This is a genomic window from Kitasatospora sp. NPDC028055 (genome assembly GCF_040637885.1).
In the GTDB taxonomy this organism is placed as follows: domain Bacteria; phylum Actinomycetota; class Actinomycetes; order Streptomycetales; family Streptomycetaceae; genus Kitasatospora.
The window spans coordinates 485,838-502,702 of sequence record NZ_JBEZXE010000001.1 but is presented as its reverse complement, the minus strand read 5'-3'; the positions used below and the strand labels follow the sequence as shown (position 1 = coordinate 502,702).

At 70.8% G+C, this 16,865-nt stretch carries 18 protein-coding genes; 3 read left to right on the top strand and 15 right to left on the bottom strand.

Translation table 11 applies throughout. The features are described 5' to 3' along the window. Nucleotides 1-60 precede the first annotated feature (60 nt). Nucleotides 61-708: an XRE family transcriptional regulator gene (locus AB0F71_RS02520; RefSeq protein WP_360226915.1), complete on the bottom strand. Its 648-nt coding sequence runs from the start codon at nucleotides 706-708 to the stop codon at nucleotides 61-63. 159 nt (nucleotides 709-867) lie between these two features. Here AB0F71_RS02520 and AB0F71_RS02515 point away from each other — a divergent pair, with 159 nt between their 5' ends. From AB0F71_RS02515 to AB0F71_RS02505, 3 genes are all read left to right on the top strand, one after another. Continuing rightward, nucleotides 868-1,245 (top strand): hypothetical protein, encoded by a 378-nt coding sequence (locus AB0F71_RS02515; RefSeq protein ID WP_360226912.1) that lies wholly within the window; start codon nucleotides 868-870, stop codon nucleotides 1,243-1,245. Nucleotides 1,246-1,262: 17 nt separating this feature from the next. Further along, nucleotides 1,263-1,451 carry a hypothetical protein gene (locus AB0F71_RS02510; protein ID WP_360226909.1) on the top strand — a complete coding sequence of 63 codons (189 nt, stop codon included), beginning with the start codon at nucleotides 1,263-1,265 and terminating at the stop codon, nucleotides 1,449-1,451. 149 nt (nucleotides 1,452-1,600) lie between these two features. Beyond that, nucleotides 1,601-2,647 carry a hypothetical protein gene (locus AB0F71_RS02505; protein WP_360226906.1) on the top strand — a complete coding sequence of 349 codons (1,047 nt, stop codon included), beginning with the start codon at nucleotides 1,601-1,603 and terminating at the stop codon, nucleotides 2,645-2,647. A 178-nt stretch (nucleotides 2,648-2,825) separates the two neighbouring features. Here AB0F71_RS02505 and AB0F71_RS02500 read toward each other — a convergent pair whose 3' ends face one another. The 14 genes from AB0F71_RS02500 to AB0F71_RS02435 all read right to left on the bottom strand — a co-directional run bounded on the left by AB0F71_RS02500 (nucleotide 2,826) and on the right by AB0F71_RS02435 (nucleotide 16,811). Beyond that, entirely contained in the window at nucleotides 2,826-3,314 is a 489-nt protein-coding gene (locus AB0F71_RS02500) for a hypothetical protein (RefSeq protein ID WP_360226903.1), read from the bottom strand. A 242-nt stretch (nucleotides 3,315-3,556) separates the two neighbouring features. Next, nucleotides 3,557-5,317 carry a hypothetical protein gene (locus tag AB0F71_RS02495; RefSeq protein ID WP_360226900.1) on the bottom strand — a complete coding sequence of 587 codons (1,761 nt, stop codon included), beginning with the start codon at nucleotides 5,315-5,317 and terminating at the stop codon, nucleotides 3,557-3,559. Between the two features lie 141 nt (nucleotides 5,318-5,458). Next, the gene (locus AB0F71_RS02490; RefSeq protein WP_360226897.1) at nucleotides 5,459-6,625 is read right to left on the bottom strand and encodes a hypothetical protein; all 1,167 of its coding nucleotides are present in this window, start codon (nucleotides 6,623-6,625) and stop codon (nucleotides 5,459-5,461) included. A 63-nt stretch (nucleotides 6,626-6,688) separates the two neighbouring features. Beyond that, nucleotides 6,689-7,639: an NUDIX hydrolase gene (locus AB0F71_RS02485; RefSeq protein ID WP_360226894.1), complete on the bottom strand. Its 951-nt coding sequence runs from the start codon at nucleotides 7,637-7,639 to the stop codon at nucleotides 6,689-6,691. Nucleotides 7,640-7,768: 129 nt separating this feature from the next. Further along, on the bottom strand, nucleotides 7,769-8,443 hold the full coding sequence (locus AB0F71_RS02480) for a 2'-5' RNA ligase family protein (RefSeq protein WP_360226891.1): 675 nt from the start codon (nucleotides 8,441-8,443) through the stop codon (nucleotides 7,769-7,771). 54 nt (nucleotides 8,444-8,497) lie between these two features. Beyond that, nucleotides 8,498-9,169: a 2'-5' RNA ligase family protein gene (locus AB0F71_RS02475; RefSeq protein ID WP_360226888.1), complete on the bottom strand. Its 672-nt coding sequence runs from the start codon at nucleotides 9,167-9,169 to the stop codon at nucleotides 8,498-8,500. Next, the gene (locus AB0F71_RS02470; RefSeq protein WP_360226885.1) at nucleotides 9,166-10,107 is read right to left on the bottom strand and encodes an endonuclease/exonuclease/phosphatase family protein; all 942 of its coding nucleotides are present in this window, start codon (nucleotides 10,105-10,107) and stop codon (nucleotides 9,166-9,168) included. The genes AB0F71_RS02475 and AB0F71_RS02470 overlap by 4 nt, the downstream gene beginning before the upstream one ends. A gap of 341 nt (nucleotides 10,108-10,448) precedes the next feature. Continuing rightward, complete coding sequence (locus AB0F71_RS02465; protein ID WP_360226882.1) at nucleotides 10,449-11,315, bottom strand: hypothetical protein; 867 nt, start codon at nucleotides 11,313-11,315, stop codon at nucleotides 10,449-10,451. Nucleotides 11,316-11,372: 57 nt separating this feature from the next. Then, nucleotides 11,373-12,170 (bottom strand): hypothetical protein, encoded by a 798-nt coding sequence (locus AB0F71_RS02460; RefSeq protein WP_360226879.1) that lies wholly within the window; start codon nucleotides 12,168-12,170, stop codon nucleotides 11,373-11,375. 55 nt (nucleotides 12,171-12,225) lie between these two features. After that, a complete protein-coding gene (locus AB0F71_RS02455) occupies nucleotides 12,226-14,217 on the bottom strand; it encodes an ABC transporter ATP-binding protein (protein ID WP_360226876.1) in 1,992 nt (663 codons plus the stop codon). Continuing rightward, on the bottom strand, nucleotides 14,217-14,726 hold the full coding sequence (locus tag AB0F71_RS02450; protein ID WP_360226873.1) for a hypothetical protein: 510 nt from the start codon (nucleotides 14,724-14,726) through the stop codon (nucleotides 14,217-14,219). Before AB0F71_RS02450 ends, AB0F71_RS02455 begins: the two co-directional genes overlap by 1 nt. A gap of 61 nt (nucleotides 14,727-14,787) precedes the next feature. Continuing rightward, on the bottom strand, nucleotides 14,788-15,312 hold the full coding sequence (locus AB0F71_RS02445; RefSeq protein ID WP_360226870.1) for a LuxR C-terminal-related transcriptional regulator: 525 nt from the start codon (nucleotides 15,310-15,312) through the stop codon (nucleotides 14,788-14,790). A gap of 104 nt (nucleotides 15,313-15,416) precedes the next feature. Next, complete coding sequence (locus AB0F71_RS02440; protein ID WP_360226867.1) at nucleotides 15,417-16,007, bottom strand: ATP-binding protein; 591 nt, start codon at nucleotides 16,005-16,007, stop codon at nucleotides 15,417-15,419. Nucleotides 16,008-16,073: 66 nt separating this feature from the next. Beyond that, a complete protein-coding gene (locus AB0F71_RS02435) occupies nucleotides 16,074-16,811 on the bottom strand; it encodes a methyltransferase domain-containing protein (protein WP_360227688.1) in 738 nt (245 codons plus the stop codon). Nucleotides 16,812-16,865 lie beyond the last annotated feature (54 nt).

Sequence of the window (16,865 nt, the reverse complement as noted above, 5' to 3'; positions counted from 1 at the left end):
AGTAGTAGTGCGCCCCGGTGGCGGGGTTCCGGCACGAGCAGCGCCGGGTTATGGAGCCTTTCAGGTGGTGTCCTCCTGTTCGTCGGGGGCGATGAAGGCCAGAGCGGCCGGAAGCGGGGCGGGGTGAAGCCCCTGCGCGCGCATGCGGGCACGGGTGTCCCGCAGCCGCTGGCAGTCCTCGGTCGCGATTCGCTCGAACTCGGCTGCCTGGCGTGACAGTTGCTGGTAGCGATCGGAGCCGACGTGGTGGTGGGCTGCCTGGGAGCGTCGGTCGCGTGCTTCGCGGGTCGAGATGAGTGCCGTGCGGACGTCGACGGCGTGCTCGCGGAAGACCGTGAGGACGGCGCGGGGTCGGTCCTCGGGGGCGGCGCCGTCGGCGTAGTCCTCGCCCGTGATGAGCGTCGCGGCCTCCCAGACCGGCAGTCTCAGGTTGGGGAGGAGGTCGACCTCGGCCTCGCCGTCCAGAGGGACGAGGAGGCTTACGAGCGGCACGCCGGTGGCGATGGCGAAGGCGATGGCCTCCTCCAGCTTGATGGACTCGCGGCGGGCGGTCTCGATCTTGTTGACCGCGTTCGCGGCGGTCGGTACTCCCAGTTCGGTGCAGGCGGCGGCGAGGGCCGGTGCGCTGAGGCCGGCGGCGCCGCGGGCGGCCTTCACCGCGACGCCCAAGCGAGCGGTGAGGTCCGGGATGGTGGGCTGCGTTGTCATGAGAGAAGTGTAACTTGCGGAATGCTTCTTTGGTGGAAGTCGTGATAGATGTTTCTCTCACAGAGAACGTGCAGCGTCGGGAAGGTCGATATGCGGGAAGTGAAGGCATTGGGTGAAGCGCGGTACTCGCGGGAAGCGCTCGCGGCCCTCCCTCCGGCCATGCTGCTGACGGACGCCAACCGCCTGCTCGCCCTGAGCCGGACCAAGGGCTACCGGATGGCCCGGGACGGCGAGTACCCCTGCGCCACCATCCAGGTCGGTGACGGCCACAGGGTGGTGACGGCCGAGCTTCTGCGCCTCCTCGGCCTGGACGGCACGGGCCTCCAGTGCGCGTTCGCCGCGTTGCCGCCGGCCATCCCGCTGCCGGTGGCGAACGCGCTGCTGTCGCTCAGCCGTACGACGGGGTACAGGCTCGCGAGGACCGGCCAGTACCCGTGCGCCGTGATCCACCTCGGCAAGGAGTACCGGGTCCGCAAGAACGAGCTGCAACGGCTTCTGCGAGTCGAGGACGTGCCCAGCGGCAAGGCTGCCGCGTGATGGGGCCGGTGACGCGAATGACAGCAGCCGAGGTGGTGGGCCGGTTCCTCGTGTTCGCGGGGCTCTTCGGCGCCTTCGTGGTGTGGCTCATCGCCACGGTCGCGGTGGCGGGATGGCTCGACAAGATCGGTACGACGGGCGTACTTGTCCAGCCGGTAACCGGCGACTGCCCGCGCTACGGTGGCCACGCCGGATGTTCCGGCTGAGGCGAGGGGGACATGATCCAGCATCTGGTCGCCGGGCCGCGCACCGGTGGGACGTACTTGGGACTGTCAGCCCGTTGGCGGCGGTTCCGGAGCACCGCCGGGCGGGCGGTGCTCACGACGGTTCCGGGTGGCCATGGACGGTCTTGGTGATGCTCCAGGAGGACGGGGGGCAGTTCGACAGGAGCGGCCTGGACGGCTGGTGGTCGGCCTGTCAGGAGTGGGCCGAGCACCTGACGGCGTGGGTGGATCGCAGCACCAGACCGGACCGGGAGGCGGTGGTGCAGCTCCTGGCGCAGGCCCTGCACCAGTGTGTCGTGGAGCGTCCCTGGTTTCTCCGGTCGGTCGACGCCGTGCCCTTGTCCGCCGTGGCGGCTGCGGTCGCCGGTGACAGTGAGGCCGCGCGAGAGGCGAAGACCGTCCTCGCGGCCCACCAGCAGGCCACCGGGTGGAGGCTGCCGGAGAGGGCATCGGTGGTGGGGGATCGCCGCCGCGAACTGGTGGAGATGCTGCGGGCCCGGCCTGATGGCGGGCTGCTGGCGGCGCTGGCCGGCGACACCCTCATGAAGGGCAGGATCTACGTGGGACTCCAGGCGGTTGTGGCCGACCTAGGCCCCGCGAGTCCGCCGGCCGTCCACCTGACGCTCTTCGACCCGGAGCAGGACCCCCCCTCGGGCGCATCCGGGCCGGACGGCCGGGACGACTCCGTGCTGTCGGTACATGTGACCGCGACGGGCCCAGGGGTCGCATCCTCGCTCTACACGGGTTGCGCCTACGACCTGCTCCTCGCCGCGTTGCCCGGCCTCGACTACCCGGCCGAGATGCCTCTCGGCCACCTCCTGGGACGACTCCTGACCTCGGGTCTGGTTATCGGCGTCATGTCGCCGACCCGGGCGGCGGTGATGTTCGACAAGGGGGTGCGCGCACTGGACGCGGAGCACGGCTGGTGGTCGCTCCTGGTCGAGCTGGAGACCGAGCCGGGGCAGGCGGCCTGGGCCGGGCCGGCGCTGTACGTCTGGCAGCTCTGGGCTCGCCTGCGCGCACTCGACCTCGCCCGGCCTCCGCGAGGCCACCGCTCCGACGTCGTCCTGCCACGCGCGGCCGGGCTGTACGTCGTCGCGCCCGACGGTACCCGCAGCTACGTCCGGGTCACTGCCTCCCGGCGGACAGCCCGTCCGGCGCCGAGCATCGCTGAATGACGGGACCGTCGGCAATCGACATCGACTCAAGATCGGTTCGGTGACGGCGTCCGGCTCACGCGAGGTCCCGGTCCGCGACCCACGAGTGCGGGCGCGGCTGCGGCGCAGGCCAGGGCCCGCATGCCAGCTCGGTGGTCGCCGCGCCGTCGGCCGATCCCAGTAGCCAAACCGGCCGGAGCTACAGGCGTGGTACGGAGCCCGACCCGGTGAGGCGGTGGACGCTCTCGTGCAGGTCGGAGCCGGCACAACCAGTGACATCCACGGCGTAGCCACGCGAGAGGCAGCTGACCGTCACCTTCAGCGGCACGGCACTGGGCAAGTCGGCGGAGAGGAACTGATGTACGCGGCGGGCGAGGTCTGAGGTCTCGACGCTGACAGCCTGGGGCAACTCGGTTCCGGGGCAGGCAGCCCCCACCGCCCACTCCCGCCCGGCGGGACCGGAGTCCCCGTCGCCGACCACCCACAGCTGCGTCACCTGCTGCCGGAAGCGGGCGGCCTCCGCAGCTTGCTCGTCGGTCCAAGTGGTCTGGGACTGCGGGTACATGGCTGCGGCCGTGACCTCGTAAATGTGCTGGTGCAGGCGGCTGCACTCGTGCCAGCTCGGCAGCTTCGGCACGCAGTGCGGGGCGGTCAGCATCGTGCCCTGACCGATCTCCATCGTGGCCACGCCGGGGCTCCCTTCGGTGACTCTCGGTGCGGCCACCGTAGACGCACAACCGCCACTTCGTACGGCAATTGCGCAAACGGCAACCCCCGCCGGCCGGACCGCTTGCCGAGCCCGTAGGAACCGCAGATCCCCGACTCGGGGCCTGAGCTGGGCAGGACCGTACGCGGCCTTACGCGTCGGCGGGACTCGCCACCGGCTCACGCGACAGTTCCCATGCTGTTCCGTCGGCGGGGTGGTCCGCCCTATTTGCCCTTCCGCTTCCGCTTCGATGCCTTCTTGGGCTGGACACGGACGACACCGCTTCGGTCCGGCGGCTGTGGGGTCCTACGAGGTGTGCCGGCGGCGGCCTGGAGGATGGTGGTCAATCGCTCGTGGAGGGCCCGCCTCTGTCCCGGCGTCGTGGCGTCGGCCGGAGTGTCCAGGAGGTGCTGCTTGATGACGGCGACGATGTCCAGCTCCCACACGGCACGCTCGTCGGGGTCGCGGGGGAGGGGGTAGTCGTCGCCGTAGAGCTGGTGCAGGAAGGCGAGCGCATCCTGGTCGCTGATCTCACTGATCGATTCGCGGTCGGGGATCCGCAGGGCCTTGGCCTCACTCTCCCTGATGTGCTTGATCAGAGTGAGGCGAACGGTTTCCTTGGAGCGGAAGACGCGACGGTTCTCCGTGAGCGAGGCAGCCGTCGCGGCGAACGCGAGCAGCCCTGCTGGCCCATCGGCGGCGGCCCGATCGAACTCGACGCCGCCGTGGCCGTCCGCCTTCATCGTCGAGAGTAGGGACAGGGCGGCCTCGCGGTGGCCGGCGGGCGCGCATTGCTTGATCAGTCTCGTGGCGCCGTCGGCGGCAGCGTAGTTGGATGTGTGGACGCCGACGAGTTCACCGAGGCGGAAGAACTCGTTGGCGAGGCTCAGGGCCTCCGAAGCGGGGTACTTGAAGGGAGGGTCCGGGTAGGGGTCGCGGCCGGGGTCGTCATCCCAGGAGCCGATGCGGTCGACGACGGCGGCGAGAGTATCGGCATCGCCGTCGATGAGGGCCAGCACCGCGCGGCGCGCCAGGGCGTACATCCGGCCGGTCCGCTCGACGATGTGGGCCGGCAACTTGTCCATCAAGGCCCCGACCTCGGCGCTCAACGCCTCCCCGTCCGTGTCCCGTTCACCACGCGCGGCGCGGCGTGCTGCGCGGCGGGAAGGAAGATTACGGCAGGCGGCGATCAGCATCGCCAGTTCGAACGCAAGCATGGCCTGGGTGTCCGTCGGCTGGGCGGCGAACTCGGCCAAGATCTTGTCCAGTTGGGCGTCGCCGGTGTGGACGGCCTCGACGGCGCGTAGCGCCAGACCGTCCGGGTAGTCCGGATCGCCGTGCGGAAACCCTTCCATCTCGCGCAGGTACGCGGTGGACATCATGGAGGCCGCCACCCGGGACCAGACTCGCCAGAGATCGGTTCCCCGGCCTTCTACCTGGACGAGGCGGTCGATCCGGGCGAAGCCCTCAGTTCCGTCATCAGCGCCGGTGAGCGCGCAGACGACCCAGGCTGCCGCGGTCACCCAGCCGGCTTCCTCGTTTCCAGCACAGGTCTGGTGCAGGGACGCCTGCTCCAGCAGCTCCTCCAGCCCGCCCGCCTGCTGGACGAGTGAGGGGATCAGGTCCCGCCCCCAGAGTCCAAGAAGGCCGGCCCGGCCCACCGGGTCCAACGTGGCGGCGCAGTGGCGAGCGGTATCCTCGATCTCCGACGGGTCGCCCTGGCGCGCCGCCTCGGCCAGCACCAGACCCGCCTGCACCCAGGCGGGGTCCGTGTCAGGCAGGCCGGTGAACGTCGACGCCGGATCGCCGAGCGCCGCCGCCGCGAACTCCGCCCAGCAGGCCAGCAGCCCCGCGGTGCGGTCGACGTCGAACACGACCTCGTCCAGGTGCGCCATCAAGGCGTCTCCGGTCCGCAGAGACGGGTCCTTCACCAACGGCTCTGTCAGCTGCCGCGCATCGGTGAACCGAGACTTCTGAATCAGCATGCGAGCGTCATGCCCCCCACGTACGGATCACGGAGCCACTCCCACCAGGCAGCCGTGATGCTGAAGAATTGTTGATGGCCTGGCCAGCGTTTCAGCAACACACACTTCGTTGCAAGGCGCTGCGTCGGCAGGACGTGCGGGCTACCTGGTGCGCACCGCTCGGTCGATGGCCGCCCGGGCGCCGTCCTCGTCCAGCGCCAGGTAAGAGACCGGGGCAGGGTCGTGAAGGTGCCTGCTCACCTCGACCTCCCAGATGGCCACCCGCTGATCGTCAGCGTAGTGCTCGGTGAGCTGGTACCAGTGGTCGATGACCCGCCAGGTGAAGCGCGCCGGCGCGGGGCTGGCCTGGCAGTCCATCAGCACATGGTGGTGGTGCTTGGCGGAGACGATGCTCGCGCGAAGCCCAGGGGGGACGATCTCCGGGTTGACAGCGCGGTCCAAGATCTTGGCCAGGTCATCGGCGCAGGACGGCACCGGAGGGAGCGGGTCGTGCAGTCCGGGCGGTGGCCCGTCCTTGAGCGTTCCGGCTCGCCTTCTGGGCCAGCGCTGGTCGGAGGAGCGCTTGAGCAGTTCCGCGTCGATGTCCTCGGTTCCCTCGGTGTCGTCGAGGTCAACGACGTAACCCAGTGGGCCACCAGCCGTTTGCGAGGCATCATCGAGAGACCAGCCCGACTGCCGGACATAGCCACGATGGCCCTTGAACGGGCCGCCGGTGACGCGCACCCGGTCAAAGCGTGCGTAGCCACCATGTTCGGTGGTGATCGCGGCCTGAACGGCAGCGGCTGCCCAGCCCACGCAGACCTCGAGCGCTGGATCGGGCAGCCCAGCCGCGAGACCGCGCGACATCCCACCCCACCGGGGCTCTGGCGCGGCATCGTCCTGCCGGGAATACGACAGGTACAGCAGTTCGTCCAGGGGCGCTCGAACCTCTTGGCGGGCGCGCGGCCGGATCGGCGCATCCGGATTCCAGGTCCGGGTCAGCCACCGCCACCGCTCGACCACCGGATCAGCGGGCTCGGCGACCCGAGCCAGATCGTGGCCGGCCGTCGGCAGCACTTCCTCCACCAGCGCGGAGACACGCTGGTCATCCCATAGCCACCACAGCACCGAGCGCCACGGAACATCGGCAACGGGCAGCCCGTCCCGCAGGTGCAGTGCGTAGAGCACCATCGCGGTAATGTCGCGGCCCGCGACCAGCTCCCAGCAATCCTCGTCCATGCCACCCGGCTGCTCGACGGCAGTCGCGGCGGTGGCGCGGCCTACGGCGTCACCCCAGGGATCGCCGCCCGCCGCCTTCCGGATACTCATTGATGGCTCCCAGTCCCCAGTGATTCTGGCCGCTCTAGAAGATGAACTTACCGAACCGCGACGTCATTGCGCCTCGTCCTTGAGCAGCCGGTCGGCGAGAAGGATCGCGGCGACGCTGCCCGCCTCCCGGATCACGCCGCTGGTGACGAGGTCGACGGCGTCGTGGAAGGGGTGCCAGTGCGCAGTCATCGCGGCCTCGGTCGCGTCACGGCGTAGCGTTCCGGGCACCAGGTCGGTGGCGAGCAGGAGGTGGGTGATGGCCCGGGTCGAGCTGGGCAGCGGGTGGATGGCGCCGATCGTCTCCACCCGCCCGGCGCTCCAGCCGGTCTCCTCCTCCAGCTCCCGCACCGCGGCCTCCTCTACCCTCTCGCCGGCATCGATGCCACCGCCCGGCAGATGCACCACCCGTGTGCCCTGGAGATAGAAGGCGTCCTCCACCAGGGCGATGTTCCCGGCCGGGTCGAGGGCGACGACCCGGACCGCGTCCCGCACCCGCACGTGCTCGTAGACGCCGCGTTCACCGTCCGGACGCAGCACCTGATCACGGTAGAGAGTCAGGCGGGCTCCGGGGTGAACGACTTCGCTGTCCAGGGTCGTCCAGCTGGCCAGGGGCTGGGTGCGGGCGAGATCGTCCAGGACCTGGTGGGCGGTGTGCATCGCCTCGAACGCCTCCTGTGTCGCGCGCAGGAGTTCGGCATGCCGCGGCCAGTGGTACCCCTGGCCGCCGACGGTGTGCTTCGCCGGGAGCGACCGCTGCCAGCAGTCGAACTCCTCGGCCAGGACACGCGCCGGTTCAAGGGCCTTCAGCGCCCGGCCGACCGCGAGGCCCACCAGCGGGGGCGGCCCGGCGGCGGTCACCGCGGTCAGCAGCTCGACCACCTTGTTGACGTCGTGGCAGACCTGGCTCGGGGCATCCGCGAACTCCCCTGTCGGCTGGGCGATCGGCGGACGGGTCGCCATGTCGACGCACGCCGTCCAGGCCGCCTGCCGCAGCGCATCGCTTGTCCAACTCATCAGCTCTCCCCAGTCGGTGATGTCAGCTCCGGTGACACCGAGGCTAGCCGCCGGCCCCCGACTATCAGGGCGGCCTCCTCCAACGGCTTTCCCACGTGGCCCTCCACGCGGGAGGGCCGGACGGGGGCACTAAGCGTCCTGCGAGGCTGCAGTGTTGGTGGACCCGGGCAATGGGATGGTCGCCACCGGCTCCCAGGACAGCTCCCACGCCGTCCCGCCGCCGGGGCGCGGCTGCTGGCGCCACAGGACGTCCAGAAGCTCGACGCCGGCGATCCGCAGGGGAGCGTGGCTGGGGGAGATGCGGCGAAGCGCGGTCTGGAGGGCGTCGGAGGACGCGGTGTCGTAGGCGTAGCCCAGGGAGATGTGGGGACGTCCACCGGTGTGCACGAGCGCGCCGGGCCCGCGGACCTCGCTGATGGCTTCGCGTACGCGCTGGCGCAGGGTGACCAGTTCGCCGTCGGGGTGGAGGTCGAGGTAGCCGCCGGCCTTGTTGGCGACCGGGCTGCCGACGGTGACCTGGAGGGGACCGACGTCGGCGAGGTGACGGTGCAGCGCGTCCACCAGGACCTCGCGTTCGGTGTCCGTGATCTTGTCGCTGGTGGTGTCGGCGATCATCTCGATGGTGCAGTGCAGGGTGCCGGTCATCGGGGTGATCGGGAAGCCGGCCATCGCCTCGTGGCATTCACCGACCAGCCGGGCCAGGTCGGGGTGCGCGGTGAGGTCGGGCACCGCGTAGACGTGCAGCGCGCGGGCGCCGCCGTCGGGCCAGTCGGCGCCCTGGAACTTCGGTACGAACCGCTCCACGGTGGTGTCTCCTTCGAGGTGGGGCCGGGCTGCCGGGCGGCGGCCCGGGAGGTGTCAGGGCCGGCCGAGGTGGAGCTGGTGGACGCGCTCGAAGCTGTACCGGGCCTCCTCGGGGTGCTGGCGCTCCCAGACCAGCCAGACGCTGGCGACGGTGGCGCCGGTGCGGATGCCCGGCCGAATCGCGCGGCCGAGGTCGGAGGCGAGGCGGTCGGAGCGGCGGGCCAGCTCCGGGGTGTCGGTGTCCTGCACGCCGTAGCCGGCGGTGATGTGGCACCAGAAGGAGTCTTCGGCCGGGGGCAGTTCCAGCCCGGCGGTGGTGAGCCCGGCGCGCACACGCCGGTACAGCGCGTCGGGTCCGCCCTCGGGCCAGATCTCTACGAGTGCCGCCGACCCGCCCGAGCGGGCCGGGCCGATCTCGACGGAGAACGGTTCCAGGTCGGCGAGTTCGTGCTGCACGGCGTCGGCGGCCTTCGCGAGCAGGCCGCCGTCCACGCGGGTGCCATCGGCGGTGGTGGGCCGGATGGACTGGACGGTCATGTGGAGGTCGTCGTCAGCGACCGGGGCGATGACGTCCGGGTACTGGGAGGTGATCTCCCGCAGGCGTTGGAAGTAGGCAAGGACTTGCGGCTGGTCCTGGGGCAGCCACAGGACGTGCGGGCGCACCCAGTCCTCGTCCGGGCCACCAGGTTGGCCCCAGCAGCGGGAGTCGGTCATGAACAGCCTCACCGGCTCTCCTCCGTCGAGGTCGCGATCCGGCTGAGATCGAGGTCGGCCCAGATGGGCCGGTGGTCGGCGGCCTCGTCGCTGGCCAGGGAGATGTGGACGCCGTAGTCGACGAGCGCAGGGGCGACCGGGCGGGTCGCGAGGACGAGGTCGATACGGCGCTCGCCCCACGGATCCGGATCCCCCCGCCCGTCGGCCCAGTACCCGACGGTCGGTTGCCACGGTGCGCCGAGGTGGGCGCCGGCGTCGACCATGTACCCGCGTCGCAGCAGCGCGGCGCTCTGGCGCCGATCAGCCAGGTTCGTCGTGCCGATTGTCTCCGGGATGCACTGGAATTCGAGGTCGTCGTGGTCCTGGTCGGTGTAGGGCTCGGCGTCGTAGTGGCCGCCGGTCACTGTCCTGGCAGCCGAGATGCCGTTGAAGTCGCCGAGGAGAACTCCGGGCTTGGCGCCTCCGGTGCAGCGGAAGATTCCCTTGAGCCGCAGGGCCTCGTTGGCCCGGAAATCGGGCCTGAACGGGTCGCCGTGATAACTCGCCACGAGGAAGGGTTCGGTGGTGCCGACGTCGAACTGGGCGGTGGCACAGCCGTGCCAGAAGTCCGGCGCCCCGAAGGCGCGGAATCCGCCGGGGATGGGGGCGACGGTGTCGGGGTTCCACAGGATGGCGGTGTACCAGGGGCGGTGGGAGTTGCTGGCCATCGCCACCCCGGCCGGTCCCTCGGAGACGGCTGCGGCGAGGCCGCAGTCGGCCGCGAGGCGCCGGACGATCTCACCGGCCGCCCGGTCCCAGTCCTGGTCGTCGGGGACCGTGTCGACCAGGACCTCTTGAAGGGCCAGGACATCGGGTGCCATCTCCCGGATCGCGGTGACGCGGGCCCGGCTCCGGGCGGAGTCCTCCTCCCCGGGTCGGAGCTTGTAGGCGTTGAGGTTCGCGATACGCACGCGTGTCCTCCATGTTCGAGTTTGGGCACGGGGTCAGAATGTTCGTCTGGGGCAGATCTCGCTTGGCGCAATCTTGCTGGGCAGGGCGGGCGGCCGGTGTCGCGTCAGGGGGTTCGACTGGTCGTCGTGGCGCGCAGGGTGACGGAGTCTTCGCCGCGCCAGGCCCACGGGTTAAGTCGGTGCCGTAGGCGGCCGGACGGCGAGGCCGATGACCACTGGGAGGTCGCCATTGCCTTGCCCAGGGCAGCGGCGACCTCGGGCTCACCGTGGACGCAGTGCTCATCGAACAGCTGGCCTTGCTGTTCAGCGCTTCGCGTTGCGCAGCCCTGCCGACCGGACGGTCAGCGGATGCCACCCTCAGCGACATGGCGGGCGATCCACGGCGCCGGAGCAGCCAGGTCCGCAGACGTCGGCCACAGGAGGTCGTCGAGCAGCACCCGCTTGACCAGCTCCGGGCCGCCCGCCTGGAGGACCGCCTCGACGAACGGCTTGGCCTGCTCCGCGAGGGCGGTGGCATGGTTGTACGGAGCCAACTCGCGTAGCTGCTCGGCGACCCGGAACGCCCCCGAGGGCTCCGGATCGCCCGGCCCGCGCTCCAGCGACCTGCCGCCCGTCAGCTCCTCGGCGATCTTCTGGCTGATCAACTGGGCGTAGCCCTCGACCACGTGCGCCGGCCGGGGCTGGTCGGCCGAGGACCGACGCTGCAGGACCGCCAGCAGGTTGATGCGGGCCGCATCGGCGAGCAGGGTCGGCCGGAGGGCGACGGCCGCCAACTGGACGAGCTTGGTGGCCATGGCGACGGACATCAGGGGCCCGGTGACACGGGCCTCGTCGTACGACGCTGGCGTAACGACGATCTCCGGCGGTGTGCCGGCGGGTCCGTAGATGACCTTGCCGAGGGTGCGCGGCCACAGGGCCGTCTCCACGTCCCTGGTGGCATCCGTGGCCTGGCGGTGGAGCCGCGAGACAAGCCCGTCGGTCGCCCCCTCCACCGTGGGCGCGGCCTCACGAAGCGCACGCTGCAGGGAGACGCTGGTCGCGAGCACGCTGTCCGGCACGCTCATCAGCCGCAGCCGGACGGTCGGCGGGAGCGGCAGCCCCGTCAGTGCGGTTACACGCGGGCCGACCCTCTCAAGCGCAGCGCGAAGCGGTGCCACGTACGGTTCGCCGGACTGCCCGGCCTTGTTGAGGACGTCGATGGTCGTCATGAGGTTCTTTCTCGAGGAACAGTTGGAGCCGGAAGTGCCGGTATCAGGAGAGGTGGGTCAGGGCCTGGCCGAGGGCGCCGAATGACGTTCGGCGCTGCGGTCGACGGCGGCGAGCAGCCGGTGCAGCGGGTCGTCGTCGACGGCCAGGTCGGGCGCGTGGACAGCGAGTAGGTCCTGCAGGACGTGGGCGTGGTGGCGGATCGAGGCGGTGATGGAGAGCGCGTTACTCGGTGGAGCGACTGCCCCGAGGCGTTCGGGCCAGACGTTCCACTCGGTGCTGCCGTACCGGTGGTGGCGGGTGCCGGCCGCCTGGTCGCGGAGGACCATGGCGGCGACCAGGAGGTGTCGGGGGAGTTGGAGCGCGAGGTGCGCGCCGATCAGCAGGTCCTGGCGCGCGGTCTTGGACGCGGCGAGGACTGCGTCGAACCGAAACGCCGCGGCGATTCCCGCCAGGTCGGGAGCACCGCACATGGTCGGCGGGTATAGGACGGCGCCGGCAGTGCGGACTGTGAGGTCGATGCGGCGAAGGTCCGCCAAGACCAGCCGTACCCCGGCCTCCTGGTCGTCCCCCGAGCGGCTGCTCGCGTACAGGGGCCCGAGTGCGGCGGGCACCGTCAGCGCGAGGCGTTCGGCGACCGGCGCCGGGTCACCGTCGATGGTGACTAGCACGTCCAAGTCAGACCAGACGTCGAGCGCCCGGCCGTCCCCGGCCGCAGACCCGGCCACCTCCAGCTTCTGCACGGCGGGCTCGTCGGCCGCCAGCGCCCGTAGCACCGGCAGGGCCTCGACCTGCCAGCCCACGCGGGGCAGTCCCCCGGCGCCCGCGGACGGTCCGTGGCCCAGCAGCGGTTCCATCAGCACCTCCAGGTCAAGCGGGTGCCGGCTGGCTCGGCCAACACCCGGATCGGGATCAGTGGGTGTCGGCGCCGTCCCGGCCGCGCGTCTGGGCGGGGACGGTGGTGTCGTACTGGCGGGCCTGGAGCAGGTACCCCTCGCGGTAGTGGGTCGCGGGCTGGCGGCCCATGAGGTCGGCGTGTGTGCCTTCCTCGATGAGTCGGCCGTGGTCCAGGACGAAGATGTGGTCGGCCTTCGCGGTGGCACCGAGGCGGTGGGTGATCAGGACGACGGTGACGCCGAGGTCGGTGAGTTGGCGGATCTGCTCGAACGCGGCGACTTCGGCCTGTGGGTCGAGGGCGGAGGTGGGCTCGTCGACGACGACCAGCGCCGGCAGCCGGTTGTCCTGGTCGGGGGTGGTCAGGCGCAGGCGGGTACGGGCGAGGGCGACCTTCTGCCACTGGCCGCCGGACAGCTGGACACCGCCCTCGAAGCCCTTGGCCAGCAGGGTGTTCCAGCCGCGGGGCAGTTCGTCGAGCACCGGCTGGAGGTCGGCGTAGTCGGCGGCGGCGTCCAGGTGCTCCTGGTCGAGGGCGACCTCGGGGCGCCCCAGCATCAGGTTGGCCCGCAGGGTGAAGATCCACCGCTGGAAGTTCTGCGCGAGCAGGGCGACGCTGCGGAACTGCTGGTGACGGTCGGCGGTCGCGGTGTCGACACCGTCCCACAACACCCTGCCCTGGTGGGGCTGGTAGACGCCGCACAGGATGTGGGCCAGCGTGGACTTGCCCGAGCCGTTCCGGCCCACCAGGGCGACGACCTTCCCCCGCGGGATGGTCAGGCTGACCTTGTCCAGCGCCGGGACCTCGCGGCCGGGGTAGCTGAACGTCACCTCCTCGACCGTGATCGTCTCCGGGCGCTCCGGCAGAGGCGTCCCGCCGGTGGGGATCGCCCTGCGGTGGCCGTCACGGCGCAGCTGGTCGAGGTCGCGGACGAAGAGGCTCTCCTCGTAGAGGCGGTTGACCTGGGAGACGAGGCCGCCGATGCTCGCTGACCCGGTGCGGAGGGCGACGACGGCGGTGCCGGCGGCGGCGAGCGGAATGGAGCCGTCCACGACGAGCCAGCCGAGCAGGGCGAAGGCACCGGAGGTGGCCAGGCCGGCGAGGGTGGCGGTGAGTAAGTCGGTGCGAGCGCGGGCGGTGGCGAGGCGGGCTTGCTCCTGTTCGGCGGAGGCGGCCATCTGCTCGTAGTGGTGGAGCAGGAAGGGGCCGCTGGCGTGGACGCGCTGCTCGGCCGCCGAGTAGGGGCGGATCATCATGTCCGCCAGTGCGGTGCTGGCGCGGGAGTGCTGGAGCCAGGCCCGGGTGGAGGCGTACTGGCGGCGGGCGGTGAGCACGGCTCCCCAACCGCGCGGGGCGGTGATCAGCACCAGCATCGGTAGCAGCGCCGGGTGGAGGACGGACAGCACGCCGGCGGCGGAGACGAGGGAGAGGCCGGCGGTGAGGACGGAGGTCGCCTGGCCGATGATGTTCTGCAGGGACATCGCGCCCCAGCGGGCGCTGTCGACCTCCGCGAGGAACTCGGGGTCCTCGATGGCCTCCAGCTCGGAGCGGCTGACGATGCTGAGGAACTCGACGGTGGCCCGGCGGAAGACCGCCGGCTCCAGTCGGCCACCCGCCCAGGCGGAGAGCGCCGACAGGACCGAGGAGAGCGCGGCCAGGGCCCCGACAGTGATGACCGCCGGGAGCGCGGTGCGCAGAACCTGCCCGACTTCGCCGGGCGCCAGGATCGCCGACAGGGCTCGGTTGGTCGCGATCAGCGCGGCAGCCCCCGCCAGGCCCCGCAGCACCTCGGCACCGACCAGCGCGATCAGGGCCCGACGGTCAGCCTGCCACGCCATCCGCCCGGCCAGGCGCAGGAAGCGGGGCATCTGGCGCGCCACCGCCCAGAACGTGACCTCCCCGCTGGCCATCTCGTGCTTGGCCCAACCGTAGTCGTAGCGCATTGGCCCGCCGAACAGCAGTTGCTCGCTGTTAGAGACCTCCTCGGATTGCCCAGGTGTACTGATCATCAAGCTCCTTTGGTGGAAGGTAGATTGCAGCGGCGACGGCTGGTCCGAGCAGTGAGCCTGGCGACCGCTTCCTCGACGGTCGCGGCGAGGGTTGAATGCACGGTGAGGCCGGGGACGTCCATGGCCAGGTCGCGGCGGGTGACCTGTTGCCAACCGACGGCGGGTGGGCAACCAACGACGATCGGCGGGCGTAGGCGATCGGCGAGGTAGGCACGGTGGGCTCGGACCACCGGCCAAGGTCCGAGTGGTCGCCAGCACAGCAGCACGTCGGCCATGGTCTCCGCCTGATCCAGCCAGCCAGTGCGCCAAGGCAGTTCGATGTCACCGGGAACGTACGGGTCGAGCACCACCCCGGTGAAGCCGCATTCGGTGAGGAGGCTGACCGCCCGGTTCTGCCAGGGGGGCCGGCCGGTAGCAGAACCAGCAAGCATCGTGATTGCTCCGCTTTCCGGCGGCGGAAGGGAAGGAGCCCGCACGTGACGCAGGCCGGTGGACTGGGAGGTGGTCACCGTGCCGCTAGTCGGCAGGGCGCCCCGGCGAGCAGACCCGCAGCCGGCCGCCTGTGCAGCATCAGCTCTCCTTGTCGAGCTGCGGCGCCAGACCGTGGACGTCGGCGAGCGGGACGTCCGGCCATCCCTTGCCCAGTGCACTCAGCGACACGATGCCGGTCAGGAGAGCCCTCGCCGCGGCCTGCTGGCGGGAGCGCACTCCGAGGGAGCGGAGAAGGTTCTGGATGTATGTCTCGACGGTGCCCTTGGTCAGGCCGAGCCGCTTGGCGATGGCTTCCGGGTGGTCACCGGCGACGAGCCCGACGAGCACCGCCCGACGTTGATCGGGAAGGGGACGGTTGTCGGGGTTGAGAGCCGGCACGTCCTCGACCCGGACCCAGCCCCAGCCCACGCCGAGCGCTGCGGCGCGGTGACGATACGGCGTACCGAGCTTGAACGTCAGCGCCTTGACGGAGTCGCCGACGGTCGAGACGTCGATGCCGGTGACACGGCTGACTACTTCGTTGCGATCACCCCGGGCGACCTGCCGTAGGAGCTGGATCTCGCTGTCGGACAGGTCCGGCTTGGCGGGCAGGACGGGCGGCATGGTGGAGCTCCTCGTCAGGGCGTTGGATGGGTGATGGGCGAAGGGGTTTGAGTGCGGTAGCCCGCACTGGAGGAAGGCCGTCGATGCCGCCGTGGGCGACGGCGTCACATCTGACGGAGTCCGACCAGGACACGGCCCATGAGGTGTGGGTCGTCGACCGGCAGGTGTTCATCGGTGATGGGCTTGAACGGCCGCGGCCGGCCCGCCCGGTTCGACGGTTCCCTGGCCGTTGCCGTCCGGGGCTTTTCCCGTGCGGTGCTGGGGTGCACCTCGGCCCAGACGGTCTTGCCCTCCGCCGACGGGTGGAAGTAGCCCCACCTGCTGCTCATGTGCTCGACGAGGAAGAGACCCCGTCCGCTCTCGGCGTCGGTGTCGACCGTCCTCGGTACGGGGGGCCGCCTGTCGTTGTCCATGACCTGCACCAGAACAGCCGGGCCGCGCAGCTGGAGGTCCAGGCCGATCAGCTGCACCTTGGACAGCTCCGCCGAGGTCAGCCGCTCGGGTTGCTTGGCATCGTTCGGGTGCCGGATCGCGTTGGTCACCAGTTCCGACAGCACCAGCAGTACGGTGTCGATCAAGTCGGGAGGCACCTGCCAGCGGCCCAGCACGTCGCGGGTGTGGACCCTGGCCCAGCCGGCCGCGTTGGGGGTGTCGGCCAGTTTCAGGTGGCTGTGCATGGTGGGGACTTGCTGCATTGCGGACGCCTCCCGGCGGGGCGGCAGCCCGGGTTGGCCGGACCACCACGCTGGTTGGGGGAGTTCCTACTTGGTAGCGATGACGTAGACGCTGGCCCACTCGCGCTTCGGGTTGGCCAGGGTGGCGTCGAAGACCCAAGGCCCGACGGTGGTGAAGCCGGCCTCGGTGAACAGCTGGACGAGCTTCTCGAAGTCGTAGGCCCACAGGTGCGGGGTGTAATTCGGATCGTCGTCCTGGTCGCGAAAGACGAGGTTGACCAGGTCGAGGAAGGTGTTGATGTCCTTGCGGCAGGTGCGCTTGGAGTACCAGCGGTCGACCATCTCGCCGGTCTCGGTGGGGGCGGCGGGGTAGCGGTTCAGCACGTGGGCGGCGTCCGGCACACCGGTGATGATCTGGCCGCCCGGAGCCAGGACCCGGAACGCTTCGCTGGCGAAGCCCTTGGCGGAGCGCGGGTAGTCGATGTGCTCCAGGAAGTGCTCGTTGAACAGCAGCTCGACCGTGCCGTCCCGCAGCGGGATGCCTTCACGCACGTCCCACAGGAAGTCCGCGGGCGGGACGAGGTCGATGTTGAAGAAGCCGTCCAGCTGGTGGCTGCCGCCGCCGATCTGGACGTTGGCCGGCTGCTCGTCGGGGCCGTCGGGGAAGGCGCGCTGGGCGGCCCGGTGGTAGCGGCCCACCTCGACCTCCCGCAGGGCGGCGCGGAGCGTGCGGGCCAAGCCGTGACCGACGGTCGGGTCGGCGAGCGCCGTGGCGAGCTGCTCGCCGAGCAGGTCGATGGACGACGATACTCCTACTGTTTCCATGGGCATGACAGACCTCTCCTCAAGAGGGGGTGCGCTGGCGGGAGGGAGCGGTGC